General features: G+C 54.9%; 21 protein-coding genes. 14 read left to right on the top strand and 7 right to left on the bottom strand.

Features of this window, described 5'->3' with window-relative positions:
- The 4 genes from plsY to rnr all read left to right on the top strand — a co-directional run bounded on the left by plsY (position 1) and on the right by rnr (position 7,275).
- On the top strand, positions 1-648 hold the full coding sequence (gene plsY / locus R1T41_RS17410) for a glycerol-3-phosphate 1-O-acyltransferase PlsY (RefSeq protein ID WP_317341588.1): 648 nt from the start codon (positions 1-3) through the stop codon (positions 646-648).
- A 17-nt stretch (positions 649-665) separates the two neighbouring features.
- On the top strand, positions 666-1,979 hold the full coding sequence (dprA, locus tag R1T41_RS17405) for a DNA-processing protein DprA (protein WP_317338181.1): 1,314 nt from the start codon (positions 666-668) through the stop codon (positions 1,977-1,979).
- A 166-nt stretch (positions 1,980-2,145) separates the two neighbouring features.
- Positions 2,146-4,797, top strand: coding sequence for a type I DNA topoisomerase (gene topA / locus R1T41_RS17400; RefSeq protein WP_317341587.1), 2,652 nt, complete (start codon positions 2,146-2,148; stop codon positions 4,795-4,797).
- A gap of 48 nt (positions 4,798-4,845) precedes the next feature.
- Positions 4,846-7,275 carry a ribonuclease R gene (gene rnr, locus R1T41_RS17395; protein WP_317338179.1) on the top strand — a complete coding sequence of 810 codons (2,430 nt, stop codon included), beginning with the start codon at positions 4,846-4,848 and terminating at the stop codon, positions 7,273-7,275.
- Between the two features lie 53 nt (positions 7,276-7,328).
- On the opposite strand, the gene R1T41_RS17390 is transcribed toward rnr, so the two are convergent.
- Positions 7,329-8,111: an Hpt domain-containing protein gene (locus R1T41_RS17390; protein ID WP_097050370.1), complete on the bottom strand. Its 783-nt coding sequence runs from the start codon at positions 8,109-8,111 to the stop codon at positions 7,329-7,331.
- 137 nt (positions 8,112-8,248) lie between these two features.
- Here R1T41_RS17390 and R1T41_RS17385 point away from each other — a divergent pair, with 137 nt between their 5' ends.
- The 3 genes from R1T41_RS17385 (at position 8,249) to rpmG (ending at position 10,639) form a co-directional block, all read left to right on the top strand.
- Entirely contained in the window at positions 8,249-8,686 is a 438-nt protein-coding gene (locus tag R1T41_RS17385; RefSeq protein WP_062959734.1) for a DUF983 domain-containing protein, read from the top strand.
- Positions 8,687-8,760: 74 nt separating this feature from the next.
- On the top strand, positions 8,761-10,377 hold the full coding sequence (locus R1T41_RS17380) for a S41 family peptidase (RefSeq protein WP_317338175.1): 1,617 nt from the start codon (positions 8,761-8,763) through the stop codon (positions 10,375-10,377).
- 94 nt (positions 10,378-10,471) lie between these two features.
- Positions 10,472-10,639, top strand: coding sequence for a 50S ribosomal protein L33 (gene rpmG, locus R1T41_RS17375; protein ID WP_007089918.1), 168 nt, complete (start codon positions 10,472-10,474; stop codon positions 10,637-10,639).
- A 97-nt stretch (positions 10,640-10,736) separates the two neighbouring features.
- On the opposite strand, the gene R1T41_RS17370 is transcribed toward rpmG, so the two are convergent.
- Both R1T41_RS17370 and R1T41_RS17365 read right to left on the bottom strand, forming a co-directional pair.
- Entirely contained in the window at positions 10,737-11,114 is a 378-nt protein-coding gene (locus R1T41_RS17370; protein ID WP_317338170.1) for a DUF423 domain-containing protein, read from the bottom strand.
- Between the two features lie 268 nt (positions 11,115-11,382).
- A complete protein-coding gene (locus tag R1T41_RS17365) occupies positions 11,383-12,063 on the bottom strand; it encodes a Crp/Fnr family transcriptional regulator (protein ID WP_062949157.1) in 681 nt (226 codons plus the stop codon).
- Positions 12,064-12,331: 268 nt separating this feature from the next.
- On the opposite strand from R1T41_RS17365, the gene R1T41_RS17360 reads away from it, so the two are divergent.
- Together R1T41_RS17360 and ggt are read left to right on the top strand one after the other, a co-directional pair.
- Complete coding sequence (locus R1T41_RS17360; RefSeq protein ID WP_317338167.1) at positions 12,332-13,168, top strand: alpha/beta hydrolase; 837 nt, start codon at positions 12,332-12,334, stop codon at positions 13,166-13,168.
- Between the two features lie 149 nt (positions 13,169-13,317).
- The gene (ggt, locus tag R1T41_RS17355) at positions 13,318-15,093 is read left to right on the top strand and encodes a gamma-glutamyltransferase (protein WP_317338165.1); all 1,776 of its coding nucleotides are present in this window, start codon (positions 13,318-13,320) and stop codon (positions 15,091-15,093) included.
- A gap of 90 nt (positions 15,094-15,183) precedes the next feature.
- On the opposite strand, the gene R1T41_RS17350 is transcribed toward ggt, so the two are convergent.
- The gene (locus R1T41_RS17350; protein WP_317338163.1) at positions 15,184-15,867 is read right to left on the bottom strand and encodes an HAD family phosphatase; all 684 of its coding nucleotides are present in this window, start codon (positions 15,865-15,867) and stop codon (positions 15,184-15,186) included.
- 8 nt (positions 15,868-15,875) lie between these two features.
- Positions 15,876-16,229: an ArsC/Spx/MgsR family protein gene (locus tag R1T41_RS17345; protein WP_062959772.1), complete on the bottom strand. Its 354-nt coding sequence runs from the start codon at positions 16,227-16,229 to the stop codon at positions 15,876-15,878.
- Positions 16,230-16,371: 142 nt separating this feature from the next.
- On the opposite strand from R1T41_RS17345, the gene dusA reads away from it, so the two are divergent.
- From dusA to R1T41_RS17320, 5 genes are all read left to right on the top strand, one after another.
- Positions 16,372-17,367 carry a tRNA dihydrouridine(20/20a) synthase DusA gene (dusA, locus tag R1T41_RS17340; RefSeq protein WP_317338160.1) on the top strand — a complete coding sequence of 332 codons (996 nt, stop codon included), beginning with the start codon at positions 16,372-16,374 and terminating at the stop codon, positions 17,365-17,367.
- Complete coding sequence (gene mnmC, locus R1T41_RS17335; protein WP_317338158.1) at positions 17,364-19,397, top strand: bifunctional tRNA (5-methylaminomethyl-2-thiouridine)(34)-methyltransferase MnmD/FAD-dependent 5-carboxymethylaminomethyl-2-thiouridine(34) oxidoreductase MnmC; 2,034 nt, start codon at positions 17,364-17,366, stop codon at positions 19,395-19,397. The genes dusA and mnmC overlap by 4 nt, the downstream gene beginning before the upstream one ends.
- The gene (locus R1T41_RS17330; protein WP_317338157.1) at positions 19,394-20,590 is read left to right on the top strand and encodes a 3-phenylpropionate MFS transporter; all 1,197 of its coding nucleotides are present in this window, start codon (positions 19,394-19,396) and stop codon (positions 20,588-20,590) included. Before mnmC ends, R1T41_RS17330 begins: the two co-directional genes overlap by 4 nt.
- 25 nt (positions 20,591-20,615) lie before the next feature.
- Positions 20,616-21,473 (top strand): class I SAM-dependent methyltransferase, encoded by an 858-nt coding sequence (locus R1T41_RS17325; protein WP_317338155.1) that lies wholly within the window; start codon positions 20,616-20,618, stop codon positions 21,471-21,473.
- Between the two features lie 119 nt (positions 21,474-21,592).
- Entirely contained in the window at positions 21,593-22,774 is a 1,182-nt protein-coding gene (locus R1T41_RS17320; protein ID WP_317338153.1) for an MFS transporter, read from the top strand.
- 52 nt (positions 22,775-22,826) lie between these two features.
- Here the strand turns inward: R1T41_RS17320 and R1T41_RS17315 are convergent, their stop codons facing one another.
- On the bottom strand, positions 22,827-23,996 hold the full coding sequence (locus tag R1T41_RS17315) for an ABC transporter permease (protein ID WP_097050379.1): 1,170 nt from the start codon (positions 23,994-23,996) through the stop codon (positions 22,827-22,829).
- On the bottom strand, positions 23,993-24,991 hold the full coding sequence (locus R1T41_RS17310; RefSeq protein WP_317338152.1) for an ABC transporter permease: 999 nt from the start codon (positions 24,989-24,991) through the stop codon (positions 23,993-23,995). Before R1T41_RS17310 ends, R1T41_RS17315 begins: the two co-directional genes overlap by 4 nt.
- Positions 24,992-25,043: the final 52 nt, after the last annotated feature.

Genomic DNA, 25,043 nt, shown 5'->3' with positions numbered 1-25,043 from the left:
ATGGAACTTGATGCCACTTACAAGGCAACCCTGATGTCGCTCCAGATTGCAACTGTTTGCGGATATCTACTGGGCTCGATCCCGTTTGGCCTTGTTCTGACGCGGATGGCCGGACTTGGTGATATCCGCAAGATCGGATCAGGCAATATCGGTGCGACCAACGTGCTGCGTACCGGGAACAAGTTTCTGGCGTTCCTGACCCTTGTCGGTGATGTCGGCAAGGGTGCAGCGGCAGCCCTGCTTTTTACCCACTTCGTCAGTGCCGAAGCCGGCATTTTTGCCGGTGGCGCCGCGGTTATCGGGCATATGTTCCCCGTCTGGCTGCGTTTCAAGGGCGGTAAAGGTGTTGCCACCACCCTTGGCACCCTTGTCGCGGTAAACTGGATCATGGGGCTTGTAGCGGCAGGGACGTGGCTTGTCATGGCGCTGATTTTCCGCATTTCGTCGCTTTCGGCGCTTATCGCGATGATCGCTGCCCCGATTGCGGCCTTCCTGATCGCCAATGATCCCGGTGCCGGATGGCTTGCGATCTTCCTTGCCGTGATTGTCTGGGGTGCTCATCACAGCAATATCCGCCGCCTGATCAAAGGCGAGGAACCCAAAATCGGCCAGAAGAAAAAAGAAGCCGCAGCTGCCAGCGAAGAATAGGCCGCAATTCGAATAGCTTGACGAAACAACGCCCGGATGATCACAATCCGGGCGTTATGGTTTCAGATGCACAACAACCGATACGATTAGCGCAATCCGAACGCCTCGCACGCATGCGACTGGCGCGAAGTGCCAATGTCGGACCGGTCACATTCCGCAAGCTGATCGAGCGGTTCGGATCAGCACGCAATGCAATTGACGCCCTGCCCGATATTATCGCACGCACCGGTGGCAAGCGGCAGATTGTTCTGGCGACGCGTGAAGACACGATTGCCGAAATTGATCAGGCGCGGGCCTGCGATGCCAAGCCGGTAATTATCGGCGATCCTGAATATCCGGCGATGCTGGCCACGATCGAGGATGCCCCACCCTATTTTTATGCACTCGGACGCGTTGAACTTTTAACCAGACCAACCATCGGGATCGTCGGAGCCCGTAATGCATCGGCCAATGGATGCGGGTTTGCCCGGCGTTTATCAGCCGCCCTGTGCGAGGCTGGATATGTCGTAGCATCGGGTATGGCGCGCGGGATTGACGGCGCGGTTCACGATGCCTGCCTGCAGGTCGCAAATAAAGTTGGTGGCACCGTTGCGGTTCTGGGCGGCGGTGTGGATGTGGTTTATCCGCGGGAACATGCCGATCTGTATCGCAAGCTTTGTGAAAATGGCTGTGTGATTTCGGAAATGCCGCCGGGATTAAATCCGCAGGCACGGCATTTTCCAAGGCGCAACCGGATCATTTCCGGACTTTCGCACGGCATCGTCGTGGTCGAGGCCGGACGCAATTCGGGATCACTGATCACCGCACGTTTTGCCGGAGAACAGGGTCGCGATGTTTTTGCCGTTCCGGGCAGTCCGACCGATCCCCGCGCGGCAGGTCCCAACAGCCTGATCCGGGATGGTGCGATCCTGTGCGACTCCGTTGATGTGATTTTGGATGCCTTGCGTGTTTCGCTGCAAAACAACCATCTGCGTGAAGGAATTCATCATTTTGCCATCGACAGCCGTGCGACAATCGTAAACGGCCAGTCAGATGATTTCAGCGACATCACCAAATCCATCGAACGCGATACCAGAACCGGCACCATTGATGACAGCTCTGAAAGCGTTGATAACCAAGAAGAAACCGGGGTAAATGACCGATCACGAAATGAGGGTCGCGGAACAGAAGATGTTCTCGAGCTATTGTCGACCAGCCCGCTACTGATTGATCAGCTTATCCGGGCATCGGGCATGCCTGCCGATGTGATTTCGACCATGCTGATTGAGCTTGAGCTTGCAGGAAGGGTTGAACGTCACCCCGGAAATAGGGTATCGCGTATCGCCGAATGAGTGTCGCAGACATCCGTGCTGCGACAATATTGTTGTGATTTGCCGCAATTTGCGCAATCTGATCTGAAAGACGGTCACACTATATATAAGTGTCGGACATTCGGATCATTCGCAGCACGACATACATTATCGCCCCAGGGCGCAAGAACCGGACACGAAAAACGTAATAAATCTTGTCATCGTCGAATCCCCGGCCAAAGCCAAGACGATCAATAAATATCTCGGTGACGATTACAAGGTGCTGGCCTCTTTTGGTCACATCCGCGATCTTCCGTCAAAAGATGGATCGGTTGATCCCGACAATGATTTTTCGATGGTCTGGGAAACCGATGGCCGTTCGGAAAAACAGATCCGCGAGATCGCATCGGCCGCACGCGATGCCGACACCATCTATCTCGCGACTGACCCGGATCGCGAAGGGGAAGCGATTTCGTGGCATATTCTGGAAGTTCTGGAACAGAAAAAGCTTTTGCGCGGTCGCGACGTTCATCGTGTCGTGTTCCACGAGATCACCAAAAAGGCCGTGACGGACGCGATTGCCAATCCGCGCGAGCTTAATCAGGAACTGGTCGATGCCTATCTGGCGCGCCGTGCCCTTGATTATCTGGTGGGCTTTAACCTGTCGCCTGTCCTTTGGCGCAAATTGCCCGGTTCGCGGTCTGCAGGTCGCGTGCAGTCCGTCGCCCTTCGTCTGATCTGCGAACGCGAGATCGAGATCGAAGCATTCCGCCCCGACGAATACTGGTCGCTGGAAGCCGGTTTCAAGGTGCCTGAGGGCAACTTTACCGCGCGCCTGACCCATCTGAACGGTGAGAAGCTGGACAAGCTGGCACTGGGCAACGAGGGTGCGGCAACGATTGCCAAGGAAAAGGTCGAAAGCCGCAGCTACACGGTTTCAAAGGTCGAACGCAAGGACGTCAAACGCCGTCCGCAGCCGCCTTTCACCACATCGACCCTGCAGCAGGAAGCATCGCGCAAGCTTGGTTTTGGTGCAAAACGCACGATGCAACTTGCGCAGCGCCTTTATGAAGGGGTTGATATCGGTGGCGAGACGGTTGGTCTGATCACCTATATGCGTACCGACGCCGTGGTTCTTTCTGGCGAGGCACTGGCCGCAGCACGCCGCCTGATTACCAAGGATTACGGCGAAAGTTACCTGCCGCCAAGCGCACGCAGCTTTGCCAACAAGGCCAAGAACGCACAGGAAGCCCACGAGGCCATCCGTCCGACCGACCTGTTCCGTCGTCCCGATCAGGTTGCCCGTCATCTTGATAAGGATCAGTTGAACCTTTATACCCTGATCTGGAAACGGACCGTGGCCTGCCAGATGGAAGACGCCAAATTCGATCAGGTTGCGGTTGATCTGTCATCGAATGACAATCACGTGGTTCTGCGTGCCAATGGTTCGGTCGTCAAATTCGACGGTTTCCTGAAGCTGTATCAGGAAGGCAAGGATGACGAGACCGAGGACGAAAATGATCGCCGTCTACCGCCGTTAAAAGAAGGCCAGAAGCCTGATCTTGGCAAAGTCAGTATCGACCAGCATTTCACCCAGCCCCCGCCCCGCTATACCGAGGCAAGCCTGGTCAAGAAGATGGAAGAGCTGGGCATTGGCCGTCCGTCGACCTATGCGTCGATCATTTCGGTGTTGCAGGATCGCGATTATGTGACGCTGGACAAGCGCCGCTTTGTCGCACAGGATCGCGGCCGTCTGGTCACGGCATTCCTGTCGAAATTCTTTGAACGTTATGTGCAGTACAACTTTACTGCCGATCTGGAAAACCAGCTTGATGACGTTTCAAACGGCAGTCTTGCCTGGCGCGATGTCCTGAACCAGTTCTGGGCCGCATTCAAGGGCAATGTTGACGAAGCCAAGGAACTGAAGATCACCGATGTGCTTGATGCGCTTCAGGTGATGCTTGAAAATTACCTGTTCCCGGCACGCGAAGATGGTACAGACCCGCATAAATGCCCGAAATGTGCCGATGGCACGCTCAGCCTCAAGCTCGGCAAATTCGGTGCGTTCCTCGGCTGTTCGAATTATCCGGAATGCAACTTTACCCGTCCGCTGGTTGCCAATGAAAATGGCGGTGATTCCGAACTTGATGCCGGGCCCAAGGTGCTTGGCATCGATAAGGAAACCGGCAAGGAAATCACCCTGCGCAAAGGCCCGTATGGCGTTTATGTGCAACTGGGTGAAGAAGAGGAAGTTGAAGGCAAGAACGGCAAACCCAAAAAGGTCAAGCCGAAGCGGACATCGCTTCCAAAAGGGCTGGAGCCATCAGTTGTCGATCTGACCAAGGCGGAAGAATTGCTGACATTGCCACGTCTGGTCGGCGTCTTCCCCGACACCGGCGAGGAAATCAAGGCCAATGTCGGCCGGTTTGGTCCCTATGTTCAGGCAGGCAGCATCTTTGCGTCGCTTAAGGCCGAGGATGACGTTCTGACGGTTGGTGAAAACCGTGCGATTGCGCTGATTGCGGACAAACGCGAAAAGGCCGGCAAGGAAATTGGCAAACATCCGGATGACGGCGAACCGATATTCCTAGCTGATGGCCGTTGGGGCCCGTTTGTCAAACACAAGAAAACCAATGCCAACCTGCCGCGTGACACAAACAAGGAAGATGTCACGCTGGAAATGGCCATTGCGGCGCTGAAGGAAAAGGAAGCCAAATCGGGCAAACCGGCCAAGGCGACCAAAGCCGCCGCAAAAAAGACAACAACAAAAAAGGCGGCCGCGAAGAAACCGACCGCCCAAAAGACCGCTGCAAAGAAACCCGCAGCCAAGAAAACAACGAAGAAAGAGGCGGCGAACTAATCGCCGCCTTCCTTTTCTTGACGATACAATTGAAAGGACGCCGCGAAGTTGGCGAACGACACAGAAAATAAAACCCCGTTCCCGACCCGGGAACAGATTATGGAATTCATCGATATGAGCCCTACCCCGGTGGGTAAGCGCGAGATTGCGCGCGCCTTTAACATCAAGGGTGCTGCGAAGATCGAGCTTAAAAAGATCCTGAAGGATCTGAAAATCGGTGGTGACGTGGTCAAGGGCCGCAGACGGTTTGACAAACCCGACCGCCTGCCGCCTGTCGAGGTACTGGAAATCACCGGTATTGATGACGAAGGCGAAGTGATTGCCCGCCCCAATGTCTGGAAAGAAGATTATGAACCGCCGGTAATTTACGTGAAAATGATCCGGCGCGGCGGACCAAGCGCACCGGGCATTGGCGACAAGATCCTTGCCAAACTGCGCTATACCGGCAAGCAGACCTATGAAGCCAGCATCATGCGGGTTCTGGGCAGCGGCCCGCAACGTGTTCTGGGCATTTTCCGCCCGAATGAACGCGAAGGCCGGGTTGTCCCCACGGACCGCAAGGATGCGGGCGAGATTGCCGTGCCGCTGGATGATCATCCCGATCTTGAAGGTGGGGCACTGGTTCTGACTGAAATTCTGCCGGGCAAGCATTTCGGCCTACGCAAGGGCCGGATTACCGAGGTCCTTGGCAATATCAACGAACCGAAATCGATCAGTCTGGTATCGATCCATGCGCGCGGTATTCCGTTTGAATTCCCGCCGGAAGTCGAATTGCAGGCGCGTGAGTCCAAGGCGACGCCAATGGGCAAGCGCACCGATCTGCGCGATATTCCGCTGGTGACGATTGACGGAGCCGATGCGCGCGACTTTGACGATGCCGTCTGGGCCGAACCCGATCCTGATCCGGAGAATGAAGGTGGCTGGCACATCATGGTCGCGATTGCCGATGTGTCCTGGTACGTGCGCCCGCATGACGCGCTCGACCGTGAAGCGGTAAAGCGCGGCAACAGTTGCTATTTCCCGGACCGGGTTGTGCCAATGTTGCCGTTTGAACTGTCCAACGGCTGGTGTTCGCTGGTTCCGCACGAAGACCGCGGCTGTATGGCCGTCGAGATGTGGCTGAACAAGCATGGGACCAAACTGCGGCACAAATTCTGTCGCGGGATGATGCGATCAGCAGCGCGCCTGACCTATGATCAGGTTCAGCGCGCGATGGATGGTTATCCTGACGACACCACCGGCCCGTTGCTTGACACCATTATCAAGCCGCTTTACGGCGCGTATGAAGCATTTCTTGAAGCGCGCAAAGGACGTGGTGTTCTGGAACTTGACCTTCCGGAACGCAAGATCGAGCTGAATGACAAGGGCCAGATTATTGCCATTGCCCCGCGGGCACGCTTTGACAGCCACAAGCTGATTGAGGAATTCATGGTCGCGGCCAATGTCTGTGCGGCCGAGGAACTTGAACGGATCAAGCAGCCCTGCATGTATCGTATTCACGATGCCCCAAGCGAGGAGAAGCTTGAGGCGCTTCATGAATTCCTTGAGGGTGCTGGTTACAAGCTGAACAAGGGGGCGGTCCTGCGACCGCGTGATTTCAACCGCATCCTTGAACAGGCCAAGGACACCCCCGAGGCCGAGCTGATCAATACGGTTGTGCTGCGCAGCCAGTCACAGGCGATGTATAGCCCGGACAATATCGGGCACTTTGGTCTCGCGCTTAAGAAATACGCCCATTTCACATCCCCGATCCGGCGTTATGCCGATCTTCTGGTGCATCGTGCTCTGATCGCGGGTCTGAAACTTGGCGAAGGCGGATTGCCGCCCGAAGATGGCGAACGGTTCGAACAGATCGGCGAAGACATTTCCGGCACCGAACGCCGGGCGGCGATGGCCGAACGCGATGCGGTCGATCGTTATGTTGCGGCCTATATGGCCGACAAGGTCGGTGCGGAATTCCCCGGTCGTGTTTCGGGGGTCACGCATTTTGGCCTGTTCGTGTCGCTCAACGAGACCGGCGCGGATGGTTTGATCCCGATATCCACCCTGCCCGATGATTATTATGTGCATGATGCCGTCGGTCATGCGCTGGTCGGGCAAAATCGCGGCAAGACATTCCGCCTGGGCGATGATGTCGTTGTCCGCATTGCCGAGGCAGACGCGGCAACCGGGTCGCTTGCGCTTCGTCTGGCGGGACATGCCGATATTACCGACCGTGATCTGATCGAGCGGCCACGCGGGCGCGGCAAACGCCGTGGCAGCCCGGGTGACCGCAACCATCGCCATGGGACAAAACCGGGCTTTCGTGCCAATCCAAAGGATAAAAGCGGCGCATCTGGTGGTGGTCCCCGCAGTGGAAAACCGGGTGGCAAGCCTGGTACCAAGGCTGCGAGCAAAAAGAAAACCACACCGAAAAAACAGCGCAAGCTGGTGGCATCAAGCCGGGTCGCACGAAACACGACCAAACGCGATAGTTAAACAAAAAGGGCGACCACGATGGTCGCCCTTTTCATTGATATCGGATTTATCAATCAGCCCAGCGTTTCGATGAACTTCGCCAGATGTTCCGCCGTTTGCTTGCCCCGGTTGGAAATGATCGCGACATTTGACGGCAGCCCTTCGAGATCAGGGTGGGATGCATCGAAGCTGGTCAAAAGGCCAAGTGCCTTGCCTTTCAGTGTTTTCATAGCGGCAAGAGCACGGATCAGTTCGATACCGCTCAAACCATCAAGGACCGCGGCAGTGATGATTGCATCCGGGCGCGATTGAACGACGGTTTGAAACGCCTCGACTGCGGTGCGTGCGGTAATGGTCCGGAAGCCTTTTTCACGCAATTCGCGTTGCAGGAAATGGGCCTGCACCGTGGTTGCGGTAACGATCAGGACTTCCTTATCGTGCGCAGCCGGTGTGTCTGCCGCCGCGCCTTCGTCATCCTTTTTGGCACTTCGCGTCGGAAGTGACCGGAGGATGCGGGTTTCTTCCTCCGCCGGGGGATTGGTACCGCTTTCGATGATTTCGCGGATCCATGTCGTGAAATCGACAAGCGACGCGGCTTCGAGATCGTCGATCTCGGTCAGTTCGGCGATATAATCTTCCATGCGGTGTGCAATCGCACCAACCAGCGGGAAACCGAATGAACCGGCAAGACCTTTGACAGTGTGCGCCTCGCGCCTTAGTTCAGCAATGCCTACATCGGCCTTGTCCATGCCACCGGCGACACGATCAATGGTTGTTTCGATGCGATCGGTGCGTTCAAGGGTGTCTTCAATGAAATCCTGTTTCAGTCGGGCGACGATATCGTCTGCATTCCCCATCTGGGCGCTCCTGTACCGGGTTGAAGACATCAGTATCAAAGGATCGTCATTATAACGGTTTTCAGCACAGTTTTCAGCCATGCCGGAAAAGCACTTGCCCGATCACTTCAACTTCATGATGATAGCGAACCGTTTCAATGCCCCTTTTTTCCGGCCTGATCAAGGGGCTGGATCAAGAAACAGGAACGAATGCCACCATGCAGCCAGAATATAGCGAACAAAGCAGCGGATCGCGCCTGCTGACCGGTCTTAGCCGCGGATTTCGGCGCAAATGCCCCAATTGCGGGCATGGCTTTGCCTTTGGCGGGTACCTAAAACTGCGCGATGAATGTGATTGCTGCGCGCATCCGATCGGCGAATATCGCTGTGATGACGCCCCGCCCTATTTCACGATTTTCATTGTCGGTCATATCGTTGTTGGTGGTGCGCTTTCGATGGAGCAATCCATGCAGCCATCAATCGCACTGCAACTATCTGTCTGGCTTCCAACAACCGTCTTGCTCTGCCTTGCCTTCTTGCCCTTCATCAAGGGGGCGGTGCTTGGCACCCAATGGGCGATGAAGATCAAGGGATAGTCATTGTCGACTGCGCGCCAATCGCAGTAGAATGACTTTTACGTTGAGCTATCTCCTTTCGGATTGAGCACATTTTGGCATCAGCCACACGAGATATCGGTCCTGTTCTCTCCCGCCCGGCGTCGCGCCCGATCATGCGCGTTGCGGGAATGGTTGGTATTTGCCTTTTGCTGGCGGGCTGTGCCGCCCAGCGTGGTGACGCGATCATTTCAAATGATGATCAGCAAACCCGCGATGTGATGTCGCAGGCGATCGAACTGGTGGCGACACGCTATATTGATCCTGTGGGACGCGAACAGATTGTTGTCAATGCGCTGGACGGACTTTCGGCAATTGATCCGAATATCCGTATCGGCATGACGCCGGACGAGATTATCCTTGGCTATAATGGCAAAACTGTTCGCAACCTTGCCCTGCCCGACGCCGACAGCGAAGAACAGGACACGCTTTTATGGACCGAACTGACCCTTAAGGGTGTTGGTATTTACCGGGTTTATTCGCCCGATTTGCGGCATGCGGATGCGCTTTCGGTACAATCGGCACTGGTCAGCGGATCGATCAAGAACCTTGACCGTTACAGCCGTTATGAGGGGCCCAATCAGGCCGAAACGGCACGGACACGGCGCGATGGCTATATCGGGGTTGGTGTGCGGCTGATTGGCGGCGATGGCTATCCAGTGATCAAGAAGGTGCACGAAGACAGCCCGGCGGCCAAGGCAGGACTGGATATTGGTGACCAGCTGATTTCTGTGAACGGGGTCAACCTTTATAACCGCACGACGGCCTATGCCAGCGACCTTCTGCATGGCGAGGAAGGCACGCGCGTTACAATCGAAATCAATGGTGCCGATAGCCAAGTTATCACCCCCATCGAAATCATGCGCGAACGGGTGATCAGCCGGACCGTATTTACCGAAATTCGCGATAATGTCCTGATTGCCCGGATTGCCAGCTTTAACAGCGCGACCGCACAGTCCCTTGGCGATGAAATCCTCAAGGCTGACCTTTTCCCCGGTGGCTTGCGCGGCGTAATCCTTGACCTTCGCGGTAATCGCGGCGGGCTTTTACAGCAGGGGGTCGAGGTTGCCGATCTGTTTATCGCAGGCGGCCCGATCGCCAATACGCGGTCACGCGTGATGGCTGCACGGCATATCTTCAAGGCAAATCCCGAAGACCTGACCCGCGGGGCGCCGCTGGTTGTGCTGATTGATGGCAGGACGGCGTCCTCGGCCGAACTGGTGGCGGCGGCCCTTCAGGATCGCAACAGGGCGGTCCTGATCGGTTCGACAAGCTTTGGCAAGGGATCGGTTCAGGCGATCAATGATCTGTCGAATAAAGGCACGCTGACCTTTACCTGGTCGCAGATGACAGCTCCGTCGGGTTATACGTTTGATCGCATTGGACTTTTCCCGGCGATCTGCACGACAACCAGCGGAATTGCCCCGAATGACCAGATCAGATCCGCCCTTGCCCATCGCGATGATATGGTTGCCATCATGACCAAATGGCGCAAGCTTGATTATCAGAATGAAAAAGCGCGACAGGACCTTCGAAATGTGTGTCCGGCCCGTCAGGGCATTGATGAAAACGACATTGATATCGCTCTTGAATTGATCAAAAACCTTCCGGGTTACAAGGATCTGGCTCAATTACCGATCAATGAAATTGCCGATACCTTTGCCTCGCAATAAAAATGGCATTCTTTTTGCCAAAATGGCTTGACACCCGGCGCATAACCTTTATGTTCCGCGGCCTGAGATACACCTGAACACAGGAAGCTGAGATATGGCGAAGCCCGCTTCGATCCTCGTAAAGTTGGTAAGCACCGCTGATACCGGTTACTTCTATGTCGTTAAGAAGAACCCGCGGAATACCACCGAGAAATTCTCGTTTCGCAAGTACGACCCGGTCGTGCGCAAGCACGTCGAGTTCAAAGAAGCGAAAATGAAGTAATCTTTCAGCTAACGCTGACTGGATTATCGGAATTAAAAAAAGACGTGCCCTTCGGGTCGCGTCTTTTTTATTGCCTGACTGGATCGAATGAATCGCGTCAGGCGGAAAACCGTTTCCACCCTGCCCCGGCCAGCATCAGCCAACCGGTTATGAATGACAGCCCGCCAATCGGGGCGATCATGCCAAAGGTGCTGATCCCGGCAAAGGCGATGACGTAAAGCGCCCCGCAAAAGAACAGAATGCCCGCCAGCATTGCATAAGCCGCCCAGCGCAGAAGCCGTTCATCGGGCACCTGATGGGCAAGAGCCGCGATGGCAGCCAGCCCCACGGCATGCACCAGTTGATAATGCGCACCGGTTTCCACAAGCTCGCGCCCACGGTTCATTTCCTCGCCCGCCATGCCATGGGATGCAAATGCCCCCAGCCCAACCGCGATTGCCCCGTTCAACCCCGCCATAACAACAGATAACCGCATGAAGTTGTTTTCCGATTTCATGATGCTTTGTACTGGCGACACTTTATCGCCCCGCTGACAACCACGCCATGATCAAACGCAAAAAAAATGGCCGTACAAAAATGTACGGCCAGTAAACTCTCTTGGGGGAGATGTGCCGGACCAATTAAATGCCCGTCACTCTGTTTTTCTATCCTGAATAATCAATCGGCTCTGTGACATTCGTCACAATTTGTGAAACATTTTCAATTTTCTGCCGATAATTCATCACTTTGCCCTCAATTTTGATCTAATGGATCGATTCACTGAGGAATTCCTCAAGACGCTGCACATTGGGCACATATAGACCCAACTCGACTTTGGCGATCAAACCATTTCGGGCAAGTGTTCCCATGACACGGGCAACGGTCTCGCGAGATGTGCTGACCCTGCTGGCAATTTCTGAATGCACGGGCACAGGACTTAACATCGCGGATCCGTCTTCTGCGATCTCGATCTGCGAGCAACGCAGGATTTCCGCAACAACCCGTTCATTTGCACCAAGTGTGCTGACGTCGACAATGCGTCGGGTCGATGTTCTGACGATCCTTGCCAGTTCCCTGATGACACTCCAGGCAACAGAAGGATGGTTTTTGACGATTTTTTCGAAATTGGCGGGGCTTACAATCGCGACATCCGTATTTGTAACAGCCAGGACACAGGCTGAACGTGGCTCGCCGTCTATTGCCGAAAGTTGCCCGACACAACCGCCTGCCCCGATTTCTTCCAGCGTGATCTCGCGACCGGATAAAGAATAATTCACAATTCGGACCTTACCCGACAAAATCAGATAAACATCCGAACTGTCGGATTCGGGTTCAATAATCTGCGCCCCAGCCGAAAATGTTTTCCGGTTGATGTGCCGCTCGACATCTGCGAGTGCGACCTGATCAAGCCCCGCAAGAATACCGACCACCGATAATTCTACCATCTACCCCAGCTTTTCTATGCTTTCGCTATCATTTTCGCGTCAATGCGATGGTCAGACTTAACGCCATGCACTGCTTTTGAATGCTGTCCCATAAAGATCATATGCAAAGCAGACGACACTGACAATCATCCGCGGCCACGTCCCCAAGGCAATTTACAATACAATTGTATGACTATACAGCATCCAAACGAATGCTGCGGATGCGAAATCCGGATTTTCATGTTACGTTATAGTGATCCCCACACAGTTCGCATGCAGGAGGCCTGCCATGAGTCCCGAATTGGAGATTTTTCGCCGCAGCCCAAGCGACAAGCCCAAATGCAAAACGCCGGTCGTTTTCGTCCATGGTGCATTTACAGGCGCATGGTGCTGGAACGAACATTTTCTGACCTGGTTTGCCGATCAGGGGTTTGAAACCATTTCATTTTCGCTGCGCGGCCATGGTGGCAGCGGCGGGCGCGAGCTGCGCAGCCTGGCATCGATTGACGATTATGTGGAAGACCTCGAAACGGTTGTCGATACGCTGGGCCAGAAGCCTATTCTGATCGGTCATTCGATGGGCGGCTACATCATTCAGAAATATCTTGAAAAGCATAAGGCAACCGCCGCTGTCCTGATGGCATCTGTCCCGCCCGAGGGACTTCTTGCCAGTAATACCATGATGGCAATGGCACAACCCGACCTTTATCTTCAGATGTTCTGGCTTCAGGCGATCGGCCCACACACGCTGCTGCGTGACCGGCTGGGACGCGCCATGCTGTCACCCGATATTGCCGAAGACGAAGGCATGATCTATTTCGGCCGGCTTGAAACCGAAAGCCACCGGGCCCTTATGGACATGATGGGGGGCAATCCGGTGTTTCTGTCGCAAACCGATCTGCCGCCGATGCTGGCAATTGGGGCACGCAATGATGAAATCATTCAAAGCGAGGTGGTCAATCACACCGCCCGACGTCTTGGGGCGGATTGCGTGCTGCTTGATAATATCGCACACGCGATGATGCTGGATGCGAATTGGGAAAAGGCCGCAATCAGCATTGTTGAATGGCTTGAAAAGCACCTGATCGAAAAACAGGACAATACGACAAAGAAGTCTGCGGCCTGATTGATCGCAAGAACGAAATACAGGTTTAGAGGCAGGATGTTAGCGCATCCTGCCTTTTGTTTTTTGAGAGCTAAGGAACTGTTTTCTTTTCAATCTCTGCAATTTCTGGAAGCATGACCTTACAAAGCCACAACAAAAAGGTTGGTGACATGGTACGTATGACAGGATGCCTCCGGCTCAAAACATCAATCGTCACATTCGGGATCACGGCCCTTCTTGCCCTGCCAGCAACGGCACAGCAGGCAACAGATGCCGTCGCCCCGGAAAGTTCAACGATGCGGATCGGATTGCGCAGTTCGATACAATCAGAAAACTGGATGGTCAGTGCAGCCAACCCGCTGGCGGTCGAGGCCGGTGCCAATGTTTTACGACGCGGCGGCAATGCAATCGACGCCATGGTCGCCGTCCAAACCATGCTGGGACTGGTCGAACCGCAATCATCGGGTCTGGGTGGCGGTGCGTTTCTGGTTTATTACGATGCGCGCAGTGGCAAGCTGACAACGGTTGACGGTCGTGAAACCGCGCCGATGGCAGCAACCCCGACTCTGTTTCAGGATGCAAACGGCCAACCGATGGAATTCTATGATGCCGTTGTCGGCGGCCGTTCCGTTGGGACACCGGGGACCCCTGCATTGCTGAAAACCGCCCATGAGAAATGGGGACAGCTTGAGTGGCCGACATTGCTTTCCCCAGCCATTGAACGTGCTGAAATCGGCTTTAACGTTTCGCAACGCCTTGCCGCACTGATTGCCGAAGATCGTGAAAAGCTTTCGCGTGATGATACGGCAAAGGGATATTTCTTTGATGCCAGTGGGGAGCCTCTTGAAGAAGGTGCCCTTCTGAAAAACCCGGAGTATGCCAATACTCTTAAGAGTTTGGCGCAAAATGGTACGGACGGGTTTTATTTTGGCCCCATCGCCAATGACATCGTGGCCAAGGTTCAGGGTGCAAGCTGGAACCCTGGCGTTCTATCGTTGAAAGACCTTACCAACTACACGGTCAAGGAACGCGATCCGGTTTGCAGCGATTATCGCGGATACGAAATCTGTGGTATGGGACCACCGTCATCCGGGGCTTTGACCGTCGGGCAGATTCTGGGCCTGATCGAGCCGTTTGATATTGGGGCCCTTGGCGCGGAATCGCCGGAAAGCTGGCGCCTGATCGGCGATGCATCGCGACTGGCATTTGCCGATCGTGGGCGTTACATGGCCGACATCGATTTTGTGCCGATGCCGTTGACCGGATTGCTGGATAAAGAATATCTGGCGCAAAGATCGAAACTTCTGGAAAGCAACCAGGCGCTGGAAAGTGTCGAACCAGGCATGCCCGCATTCAGCCATGCCATGCGGCTTGCCGATGATGAAGCAATCGAATTCCCCAGCACCAGCCATTTTTCCATTGTCGATGCGATGGGGAATGCGGTGTCGATGACAACCACGATTGAAAACGGCTTTGGGTCACGCCTGATGGTTCGGGGCTTCATGTTAAATAACGAACTGACTGATTTCTCGTTTGCCACCCACAGCGACGGCGTTCCGATTGCCAATCGGCTGGAACCTGGCAAACGGCCAAGGTCTTCGATGGCACCGACGATTGTGATGCAGGACGGCAAACCGGTGATCGTTACCGGATCGCCCGGTGGATCACGGATTATCGGTTATGTCGCGCAATCGTTGATCGCGCTTATCGACTGGAAAAAAAGCCCGCAGGGTGCAGTCAGCATGCCTCATCTGGTCAACCGCTTCGGGACTTATGACATTGAAGCCGGGACAACAGCCGAAAGGCTTGCCCCCGCCCTTGAAGCCCTTGGCTATGAGACCAGCATCAGGGATCTGAATTCGGGACTGCATATTATTCAGATCACCGATCAGGGATTGATCGGCGGCGCTGACCCGCGGCGCGAAGGGATTGTAATCGGAGAGTAAGAAAAACCTTACCAACCGCATATTGTAAGAATTTTTCTTGCCGGACAATAGACGGGCGGTCCTGACCACAGTGCCGCCCGATACCTCCAACTAGCGTAACCAGCTTGCCAACATATCGCGCAGAGCCAGATGGTTTTCGGCGGTGTAATGCGCCCCAGCATCGCGAAGCGCGTCACCCGGTGTCAGGTCAACCAGACCAATTGTTGTCGCCCCCGAAGCCACACCGGCGCGAACGCCACTGATGCTGTCATCGATCACAACGCATTGGGTAATATCGACACCGATTTTTTCGGCTGCCAGCAGATAAACATCCGGTGCGGGTTTGGCATGTGCAACGTCATGGGCCGAACAGATCCGCCCGCGAAAACGATCCAGCAATCCGACCTTGCCAAGCGACACATCCATCTTGTCATGCGGACCGTTGCTGCCAACTGCCATCGGGATGGCATTGCGGTCCAGAAGGTCAAGAACCGCACCAAGATCGGCGTATGGCTTCAGGTCTTTTTCAAATGATTTGAAGGTTCTGGCATAACATTCCTTAATCCAGCCGTCAGGAAGCGTAACACCAAAAGATTCCGCCATTTTGGGGGCAACGGCCGCCAGCGTACCACCGATAAAGAATTCGTGACTTTGCGCCGGGGTCATGTCACAGCCATATTCGCACAGCAGATCGGTCAGGACCCTGTTGGCAAGATTTTCGGTATCGACCAGCACACCATCGCAATCAAAGATCACGCCGCGCACAACCGGTTTCGTCACGATAGCATCCATCATTTCCCTGCTCATGCTCCGGCCAGTTCGGACCAGCGTCCTTCGTCATAGGCTACGGTTCGGGTTGTACCGAAATCGACAACCGGACGTTTGATCACGGTCGGATTGGCAGCAAGGATTTCGGCCGCAGCCGCATCGTCATTTTCAAGCACTGCCTTGTCGTCATCGGAAAGATTGCGATAGCTTGGACCGCGTTTATTGATAAGGGTCTTGCCGCCGACTTCGGCAAGCCAGCCTTCGATGGTTCTGGCATCAATTCCGTCAACGCGGAAATCATGGAACTTGTGTTCAAATCCCTTGGCGTCGAACCATTTCAGGGACTTTTTGACTGTGTCGCAGTTTTTGATGCCATAGACGGTGATCATGAATTCTTCCTGTATTTCGCAATGCGCGATGCAGCCATGCATCGCCGAATGAGTTTTGACCCTAAATCCCGGAACATATATAAAGACCGCGCCCGGAAAACGGCAACCCCAATCAGATATGCAGGATCAGGAACAACTCGGTATGACTGTCAATCGGCGTATTTCCGTCGCCCCGATGATGGATTGGACGGATCGGCATGATCGCTATTTCTTGCGGCAGATCAGTCGGCATACGTTGCTTTATACCGAAATGGTCACCACAGGGGCGATCATTCATGGCGGCGCGGACCGGCATTTGCGTTATGACGCGCTCGAACATCCCGTTGCCCTGCAGCTTGGTGGCAGTAACCCCGATGATCTGGCGCGCGCCTGCGAGATTGCTAATGATTATGCCTATGACGAGATCAACCTGAATTGCGGTTGCCCGTCAGATCGCGTGCAGAACGGTGCCTTTGGTGCCTGTCTGATGGCGACACCCGATGTGGTGGCAAATTGCGTCAAGGCGATGATTGGCGCCAGCGACGCGCCGGTAACGGTCAAAAACCGTATCGGCATCGATGATCAGGAAGATTACCCGTCACTTAAACGATTTGTAGAAACCGTGGCCGATGCCGGGTGCAAGACATTCATCGTGCACGCCCGCAAGGCGTGGCTGAACGGGCTCAGCCCCAAGGAAAACCGCGAAGTTCCACCGCTTAAATATGAACTGGTTTACCAGTTGAAACAGGAATTGCCGGAACTTGAAATCCTGATCAATGGCGGCATCAGGACGCTGAACGAAACCGAAGAGCACCTTAAACAGGTTGATGGTGTGATGATCGGGCGTGAAGCCTATCAGAACCCCTATGTTCTTTCGGATGTCGACCGTCGTTTTTATGGCGATAAGACCCCGGTCCCAAGCCGCCATCAGGTGGTCGAGGCGATGCTGCCCTATATTGACGAACATCTGAAATCGGACAACGGGACGCTTGGCCATGTGACGCGGCATATGCTGGGACTGTTTCAGCATATGCGCGGAGCCAAACAATGGCGCCGGTATCTAAGCGAAAATGCCCATCGCAAGGGTGCGGGTGTTGATACCGTGCGCGAAGCACTGGCACTTGTGTCCGAAGAAGATGCCGAGGCACTGTCTGCATGAGCGCAGATGAACCATCCGGCGATAACGCCGAAATAGCCGACGGCATTATCTGGCGCGACGGGAACGTCCCCTATTCCCGGCAATTTGGTGATATCTATTACAATCCGAAGAACGGCTTGGCCGAAACGCAATATGTGTTTGTGGCGGGCAATAACCTTCCCGAGGCTTGGCAAAACCGTGAGAATTTCACGATTGGCGAAACCGGCTTTGGCACAGGCCTGAATTTTCTTGCCGCGTGGGATTGCTGGCAAAAGGACCCGGCGCGGTCCAGACGGCTTCATTTCGTATCGGTCGAGAAATTCCCACTAACGCGTGATGCGATGGCACGCGCACATCAGAACTGGCCGGAATTGGCCGATATTTCAAGGCAACTGGTCGCGCAATGGCCGACCGGAACCATGTTGCCCGGTGTACATCGTTTTGGATCGGATGATGGTTCGGTCACGCTGACACTTCTGATCGGGGATGCGATTGACTGTTACCGTGATTATCACGGAACAATCGATTGCTGGTTCCTTGATGGTTTTGCGCCGTCGCGCAATCCCGATATGTGGCGGCCGGAATTGTTCAATGCTCTTGCCGCGGCATCAAGTCATGATGGAGCGACCCTTGCGACATTCAGTGCGGCACGCATCGTGCGCGACGGGCTGGAACAGGCCGGGTTCGAGATCAACAAGCGCAAGGGATATGCCTATAAGCGCGATATGATTACGGCCAGACTTGCGCCGAGGGATACCCCTGATCAGGACACCAGCGGCAAAGGAATTGATCAAAATCCCTGGTTTGTTTTGCCAAAGACAACCGGCAAAAAACAAATCGCAGTCATTGGCGGCGGCATGGCCGGTGCCGCCTGTGCGCACGCCCTGCACAATCGCGGATGTGCGGTAACGCTTTTTGAAAAATCGGATCATTTGGCCGACGCGGCATCCGGCAACCCGATCGGGATGCTTGAACCCTACCTTACCGTCGATGACGCAATCACTGGGCGGTTTTACGAAGCGGGTTTTCGCTATAGCCAGCGATTGGTAAGGACACTTGCAGAAGCCGCACATATCGAAGCCGGTTTCTGTGGCGTGCTTGATCTGATATCGGGCCCGCGTGATGAAGAACGTCAGGCAGGACTGATCAATAGACTGGGGCAAAGTCCCGATCTGGTCCGTTTGCTTGATCGCGAAGAATCCAGTACCATCTTTGGCCTGCCGCTGCCGCATGGCGGGTTGTTTTATCCAGATGCGGGCTGGGTCAATCCGCCGTCACTGGTGTCGTACCTTGCGCGTGGGATTGAATGCCATACGAGGGCGAATATCGTCGGCATTTTTGACGATGGCGACGGCAAAGTAGTGAAATCCGCCGATGATCGTGAATTTGGCCCGTTTGATGCCATCATCATCGCAGGTGCCACCGAAACCGGCGCATTTTACCAAACCGACTGGCTTGCGGATTACCTGCGTCCGGTACGTGGGCAGATCAGTTATTTTGACGAAGGCGTGCTTCGGGACTGTTACGGGGATCATCCGATCCGTTGTGTGTTAAGTCACAAGGGATACCTGACCCCGGCGCGAAATGGCATTCATGTGTTTGGCGCGACATTCGGGCGCGACGATAGCCAGACGGATTTACGCGAAGACGATCATGCCTTCAATGTCAGGCAACTGGGCAAGGTATTGCCAAAGCTTGCCGATGTGCTTGATCCGGCGGCACTGTCTGGCCGGGCGGCACTTCGGACCACAACCCCAGATCATTTGCCCGTAGTTGGTCCTGCACCGGACTATGGTGCCTATCTTCTGGCTTATGCCGATATAGACAAAGGGAAAAAGGCGGCACGATATGTCGATGCGACTTACCACAAAGACGTGTATATCTGTACCGGATTTGGCGCACGCGGGCTGATTGCTGCCCCGCTCGCCGCCGAAATAATTGCCAGCGAGATATGCAATATGCCCCTGCCCCTTGAAAAGTCCCTGATGGATGCGCTCCATCCTGCGCGGTTCATCGTGCGTGGTCTTAAACGGCGGCAGATCACGGCATGATCAATAAACCCATCCTTCCGTCATTAGACGACCCGAGCATGAAAACCGCAACGATCCTTGCGCTGTTTTTCGTGGGGCTTTTCCTTATTCAGGGTGTGTTTCTGCCCTATTGGCCGGTCTGGTTGAAAAGCCAGGGATTATCGGCGGGCGAAATCGGCATTCTGCTGTCCCTGCCCAACTGGGTTCGGGTTTTTGCCGACCCATTGATTGCACAACGCGCGGACCGTACGGGCAACCGTAAAACGCCGATGCTTTGGCTGGCGGGGATTTATGTCGTTACGGTTCTTGCCTTCCCGGTATCAAGCAATTTCTGGTGGCTGGCAGGATTGTCAGTGATCATCGGCTTCACCTTTGCGCCGTTATTGCCGCTGGGTACGACGATTACAGTGCATGAATGCAAGGCCAAGGAACTTGATTACGGGCGGGTGCGGCTTTGGGGGTCGCTTGCGTTTATCGGGGCCTCTTATGGCGCGGGATGGGTGCTGGACGGGACATCGACCGCCTGGATTGTCTGGCTGCTGTTCATTGCCGGGATTGTCAATTTTGCCATCGTCACCCGTATGCCCGATCCACAAACCGACCGACCGTTGCGGTCCGGATCATCAATTATCTATCTGCTGCGCAAACCGGTATTCCTGATTTATCTGGGCTGCATCGGTTTTGCGCAAGGATCGCACGGCACCTATTACAGCTTTGCCTCCGTCCATTGGGAAAATGTCGGGTATACCCACGATGTGATCGGGGCGTTCTGGTCCATTGGGGTGATTGCCGAAATCGCCCTTTTTGCCTTTGCCGGGAAATATGTCCGGGGGCGGCATCCAGGGGTCCTGTTTGCCATTGGAGCGGCATCCGGTGTTTTGCGCTGGTCAGTTCTGGGCATGACCGACAATTTCTGGCTGATTGTTCTGGTGCAGCCATTGCACGCCATGACATTTGGTATTACCCATCTGGCGGCTGTCAGCTTTATTGCCCGTGCGGTGCCATCCCAATTGGCGACGTCGGCGCAAAGTCTGATGGCGACATTGTCGATGGGTGTTTTTCTTGGCAGTGCGATCTGGGCATCCGGTCCGCTTTATGATCATTTCGGGTCGCATGCCTATTACGCCATGAGCGGACTTTCGATTGTTGCGTTCTTTTTTGCGCTTTGGCTGATCCGGCGCTGGCGCGGCGAAGACAACACGTTTTGTGACTGACCGGGGTGCCCCGGGGGGAAATCTGATGAGCAATCTTCCGCTTCCACGGAAATGGCGCCGTTTGAAACTGGGGCTTAAGACGCTTCTGACAGCGTCGCCTGCCGGTTATTTCATTCCGTATCGCTATGCCGCCGAAACCGCCAATGCCGTTGGTCGACCGCATTACCCGGCCATCGAGGCAATGATGGATCAGGCCGCACCGACCATGAAGGCATGGCTTACAAAGGCCGCCAAATATCAGGATGCGTTTGCCAGTTTCGGCAATGCCACCCCGCCCGACCCGCGCTGGCAGCAAAGCTGGTTCCCGCGGCTGGACGGGATGATGGCTTATGTGCTGACGCGTGAATTTCGCCCGGAACGGATTATTGAAATCGGATCGGGTCATTCGACACGATTTTATTATCGCGCCATTCTGGATGGTGAACTTGAAACCCTCTTTCACGCGATAGATCCGGCACCACGTGCCGATATTGCAGCCCTTCCGATCACGGTTGAACGGACCATCGTGCAAAAAGCCGATCCGACCGTGTTCAGGTCATTGTCGGGTGCGGATATTCTTTCGATTGATTCAAGCCATATCCTGATGCCCGGAACGGATGTTGATCTGCTGTTTTCAACGGTCATACCGTCATTGCCTAGCGGGACGATCATTCATATTCATGACATCACCCTGCCCGATGATTACCCGGAAATCTGGCAATGGCGCGGATATAACGAACAGCAGGGCGTCGCGGCGTTGCTTGCCGGGAACGGGTTTGAAATCCTGTGGTCCAGTGCCTATGCCACGACACGCCTGAAGGATCTTCTGAGCAAGTCGATTGCCAATGGCATTCACCTTCCCGAAGGTGCGCATGAGACCAGTTTATGGTTGCGCAAAAAGTAATTCCGACCAGATAAGATCAAGCCAAGCCGTAATTTACGGAAACAACAGGGCGCCAAGCCCCGCCTGCCCGCCGGGAAAACGTCCTTCCACCCGACCCGAGATTAATCAGGATTAAGTCGATGTCGCGAACAGATGCTCCGGGTCTTGGCCGGGGACTGACCTTTGTCATGGCGATCGCTGCCGGTCTTGCCGTTGCCAATATCTATTATAATCAGCCGATGCTTGGCATCATCATGGCGGAATTCGGCCAAAGCGGCACAGCGGCCCTGATCCCGACGGCAACGCAGTTGGGATACGCCATTGGCCTGTTTTTGCTGGTGCCACTTGGCGATTTGTTTGACCGGCGCAAACTGATCGTCCTGCAGTTTCTTCTGCTGGCCCTTGTGCTTGTGATCGAGGGATCCGCACCGACAGATTACATTCTGTTTGCCTCGTCAGTCCTGCTGGGTGCCTGTTCGACTGTCGCCCAGCAGATCATCCCCTATGCGACCGCACTGACTCCGCCCGAAAGCCGTGGCAAAACCATCGGAACGGTTATGGCGGGCCTGCTTTGCGGTATTCTTTTGAGCCGCACGCTGGCGGGGTTTGTTTCAACCCATCTTGGTTGGCGCGAAATGTTCTGGCTTGCCGCCCCGGTGGCGGTTCTTGCTGCGATCCTGATGGCGGTGATGTTGCCAAAGGACAAGGCACGCACATCCATCGGCTATGGCGAAGCCCTTTTATCCGTGCTGTTCCTGTGCAAGCAACAGCCGGCCCTTCGCCGTGCGACATTGACGCAGGCTGCCCTGTTCGGATCATTTTCGGCCTTCTGGACCATATTGGCACTGCATCTTCAGGAACCCGATTATCAGCTGGGGGCAGATATCGCCGGGCTGTTCGGTGTTCTTGGGGCGATTGGTGTTCTGGCAGCGCCCCTTTCGGGTCGGCTGGCGGATCGATATGGCCCGTCACGCGTCATTGCCGCAGGTGTCATCATTTGTGTGATTTCGTGGCTGGCATTTGGGCTTTGGACGGCACTGGCCGGGCTAATCCTTGGCGTGATCATTCTGGATTTCGGCGTGCAAAGCGCAATGATTTCCAACCAGCATGTGATTTTCGGTCTGGTCCCCGAGGCGCGCAGCCGGATCAATACCGTTTATATGACCGGCATGTTTCTTGGCGGTTCGTTCGGCTCGGCCGGGGCGACTTACGCCTGGGGACTGGGTGGCTGGCCCGCTGTTTGCGGCTTTGGGCTGGCACTTTCGTTGATTGCGATGGTGCCTTCCATGGCCCAACTGCGATCAAATCCGGTTCCGCGTTAAAACAGAACAGCCCGCCACACACTGACGGGCTGTTTTGCATTTGGCAGAAAGATCAATTCTTGTAGGGATCAGCCGCATCCCGCAGGCCATCACCAAGGAAGTTGAACGCCAGAACGACGATCACGACCGGTACGACTGGCAACATTAGCCAAGGATAAACCGCAACGGCGTTGATGTTCTGGGCCTCGTTCAGAAGCACACCCCAACTGGTAACAGGTGCGCGAAGGCCAAGGCCAAGGAAACTGAGTGCTGTTTCGCCAAGGATCATGTTAGGTATCGAAAGGGTTACCGATGCGATCAGGTGGCTGGCAAAGTTCGGCAGCAGATGGCGGGCGATGATGCGTTTGGGTTTTGCCCCCATCAGGCGTGCGGCAAGGGCATAGTCTTCTTCGCGCAGCGCCAGAAGTTTTGATCGCACCGCACGCGCAAGTCCTGTCCAGTCGATCAGGCCCAGAATGATCGTGATCCCGAAATAGATCAGGATGGGGCTCCATGTTACCGGCAAGGCCGCCGATAGCGCCATCCATAACGGGATTTCGGGCATGGAGCGGATGACTTCGATCAGACGCTGCGCGGTTGCATCGACCCATCCGCCGTAATACCCCGCCGCCCCGCCAATCAGAATGCCGAGAATGAAACTGACCGCGATACCGACCAGACCAATGGTCAGCGACACGCGTGCGCCGTAAATCATTCGTGACAGCATATCGCGCCCCAGCCGATCCGTGCCCAACAGGAACAGGGTTCCGTCCTCGGCCGGGCACATCACATGAAAATCGGCTTCGAACAGGCCCCAGAATTCATAGGGATCACCAGAACAGAAGAAGCGGATTTTTTCGACGCGGCTGTCGCTTGGCGTATAGATCGGTTTCAGCGTTTCCATATCAATCGAGAAATCGGTGCCATAGGTAAAGGGTCCGACAAATTTCCCGTCATGAAACAGATGAATTGCCTGTGGCTGGTGATGGATATATTCCGAGTTCCGCGTTTCCTGCGCATAGGGCGCAAGGATTTCAACGATGAAAACGGATGCATACATGATCGCCAGAATGATCAGCGAAACATAAGCCAGCCGATGACGTTTAAGCCTCCACCAGATCAGCTGCCACTGTGACGCAAGATAGTATTTTTCCTGCGCGGGTGTCAGTTCCTCGCGATCCCAGGGATCAAAAGGTGCGGTATCAATGAAATGCTCGTTACGTTTATCGTCGCTGCGGCTCATTGTGATACCCCTCCCTGCAGGCGAATTCGGGGATCAAGCCAGGCAAGAAGCAGATCAGATACAAACATGCCGACCACAGTCAGAAGCGCCAGAAACATCAGGAATGATCCTGCCAAATACATGTCCTGACTTTGCAGGGCGGCAAGCAACATCGGCCCGGTGGTCGGCAGCGACATCACAACAGATACCAGCACAGAGCCCGAGACAACCTGCGGCAGGATATTGCCGATATCGGCGATGAACGGGTTCAGGGCCATGCGCAGCGGATACTTGAACAGAACCCGCGCTGGCGACAGGCCCTTGGCGTGGGCGGTAACGACATATTGTTTGCCCAGTTCATCAAGCAGGTTGGCACGCAGACGCCGGATCATCGACGCCGTTCCCGACGTACCAATCACCAGAACCGGTGCCCAAAGATGTTCGGCGACCGACATGACCTTGGCAAAGGACCAGCCCTGATTGATGAATTCCGGGTCCATCAACCCACCGATAGAGGTTCCGAAAACCACGTTGGCATAATAAAGCAGAATCAGCGCAAACAGGAAGTTCGGCATGGCAAGACCGAGAAAGCCGAGCAAGGTAAAGCCATAATCGCCCCAGCTATATTGACGGGTGGCCGAATAGATTCCGATCGGGAAGCTGACGATATAGATGAACAGGACCGTGCTGAAATTCAGAACGACCGAAAGCCAAAGGCGATCCCCGACCACCTCGGTGACCGGAAGGTTATATTCGAAGGAAAAACCAAGATCGCCATGCAGTAATCCCCAGGCCCAATCGAAATATTGCAGCCAGATCGGCTGATCAAGGCCGTATTGCTGTTTGAGGAAAGCAATCTTGGCCGGATCGACCGCTTCGCCCTGCGCCTGCAATTCATTCAGATAGGTGGACAGGAAGTCGCCCGGCGGCAATTGAATGATGATGAACACCAGCACGCTGATAAAAAACAGCGTGGGCATCATGACAAAAAGCCGTCTTGCCAAGAAAGTCAGCATCGGCGGTTAAGCTCCCCCTGACGCATCGCCCGGTTTCCCTGCCCGGAATGAT

Source organism: Thalassospira lucentensis, assembly GCF_032921865.1.
Taxonomy (GTDB): domain Bacteria; phylum Pseudomonadota; class Alphaproteobacteria; order Rhodospirillales; family Thalassospiraceae; genus Thalassospira; species Thalassospira lucentensis_A.
Note: the sequence above shows the minus strand (reverse complement) of the source record. Positions and strands in the feature narration are given on the sequence as shown.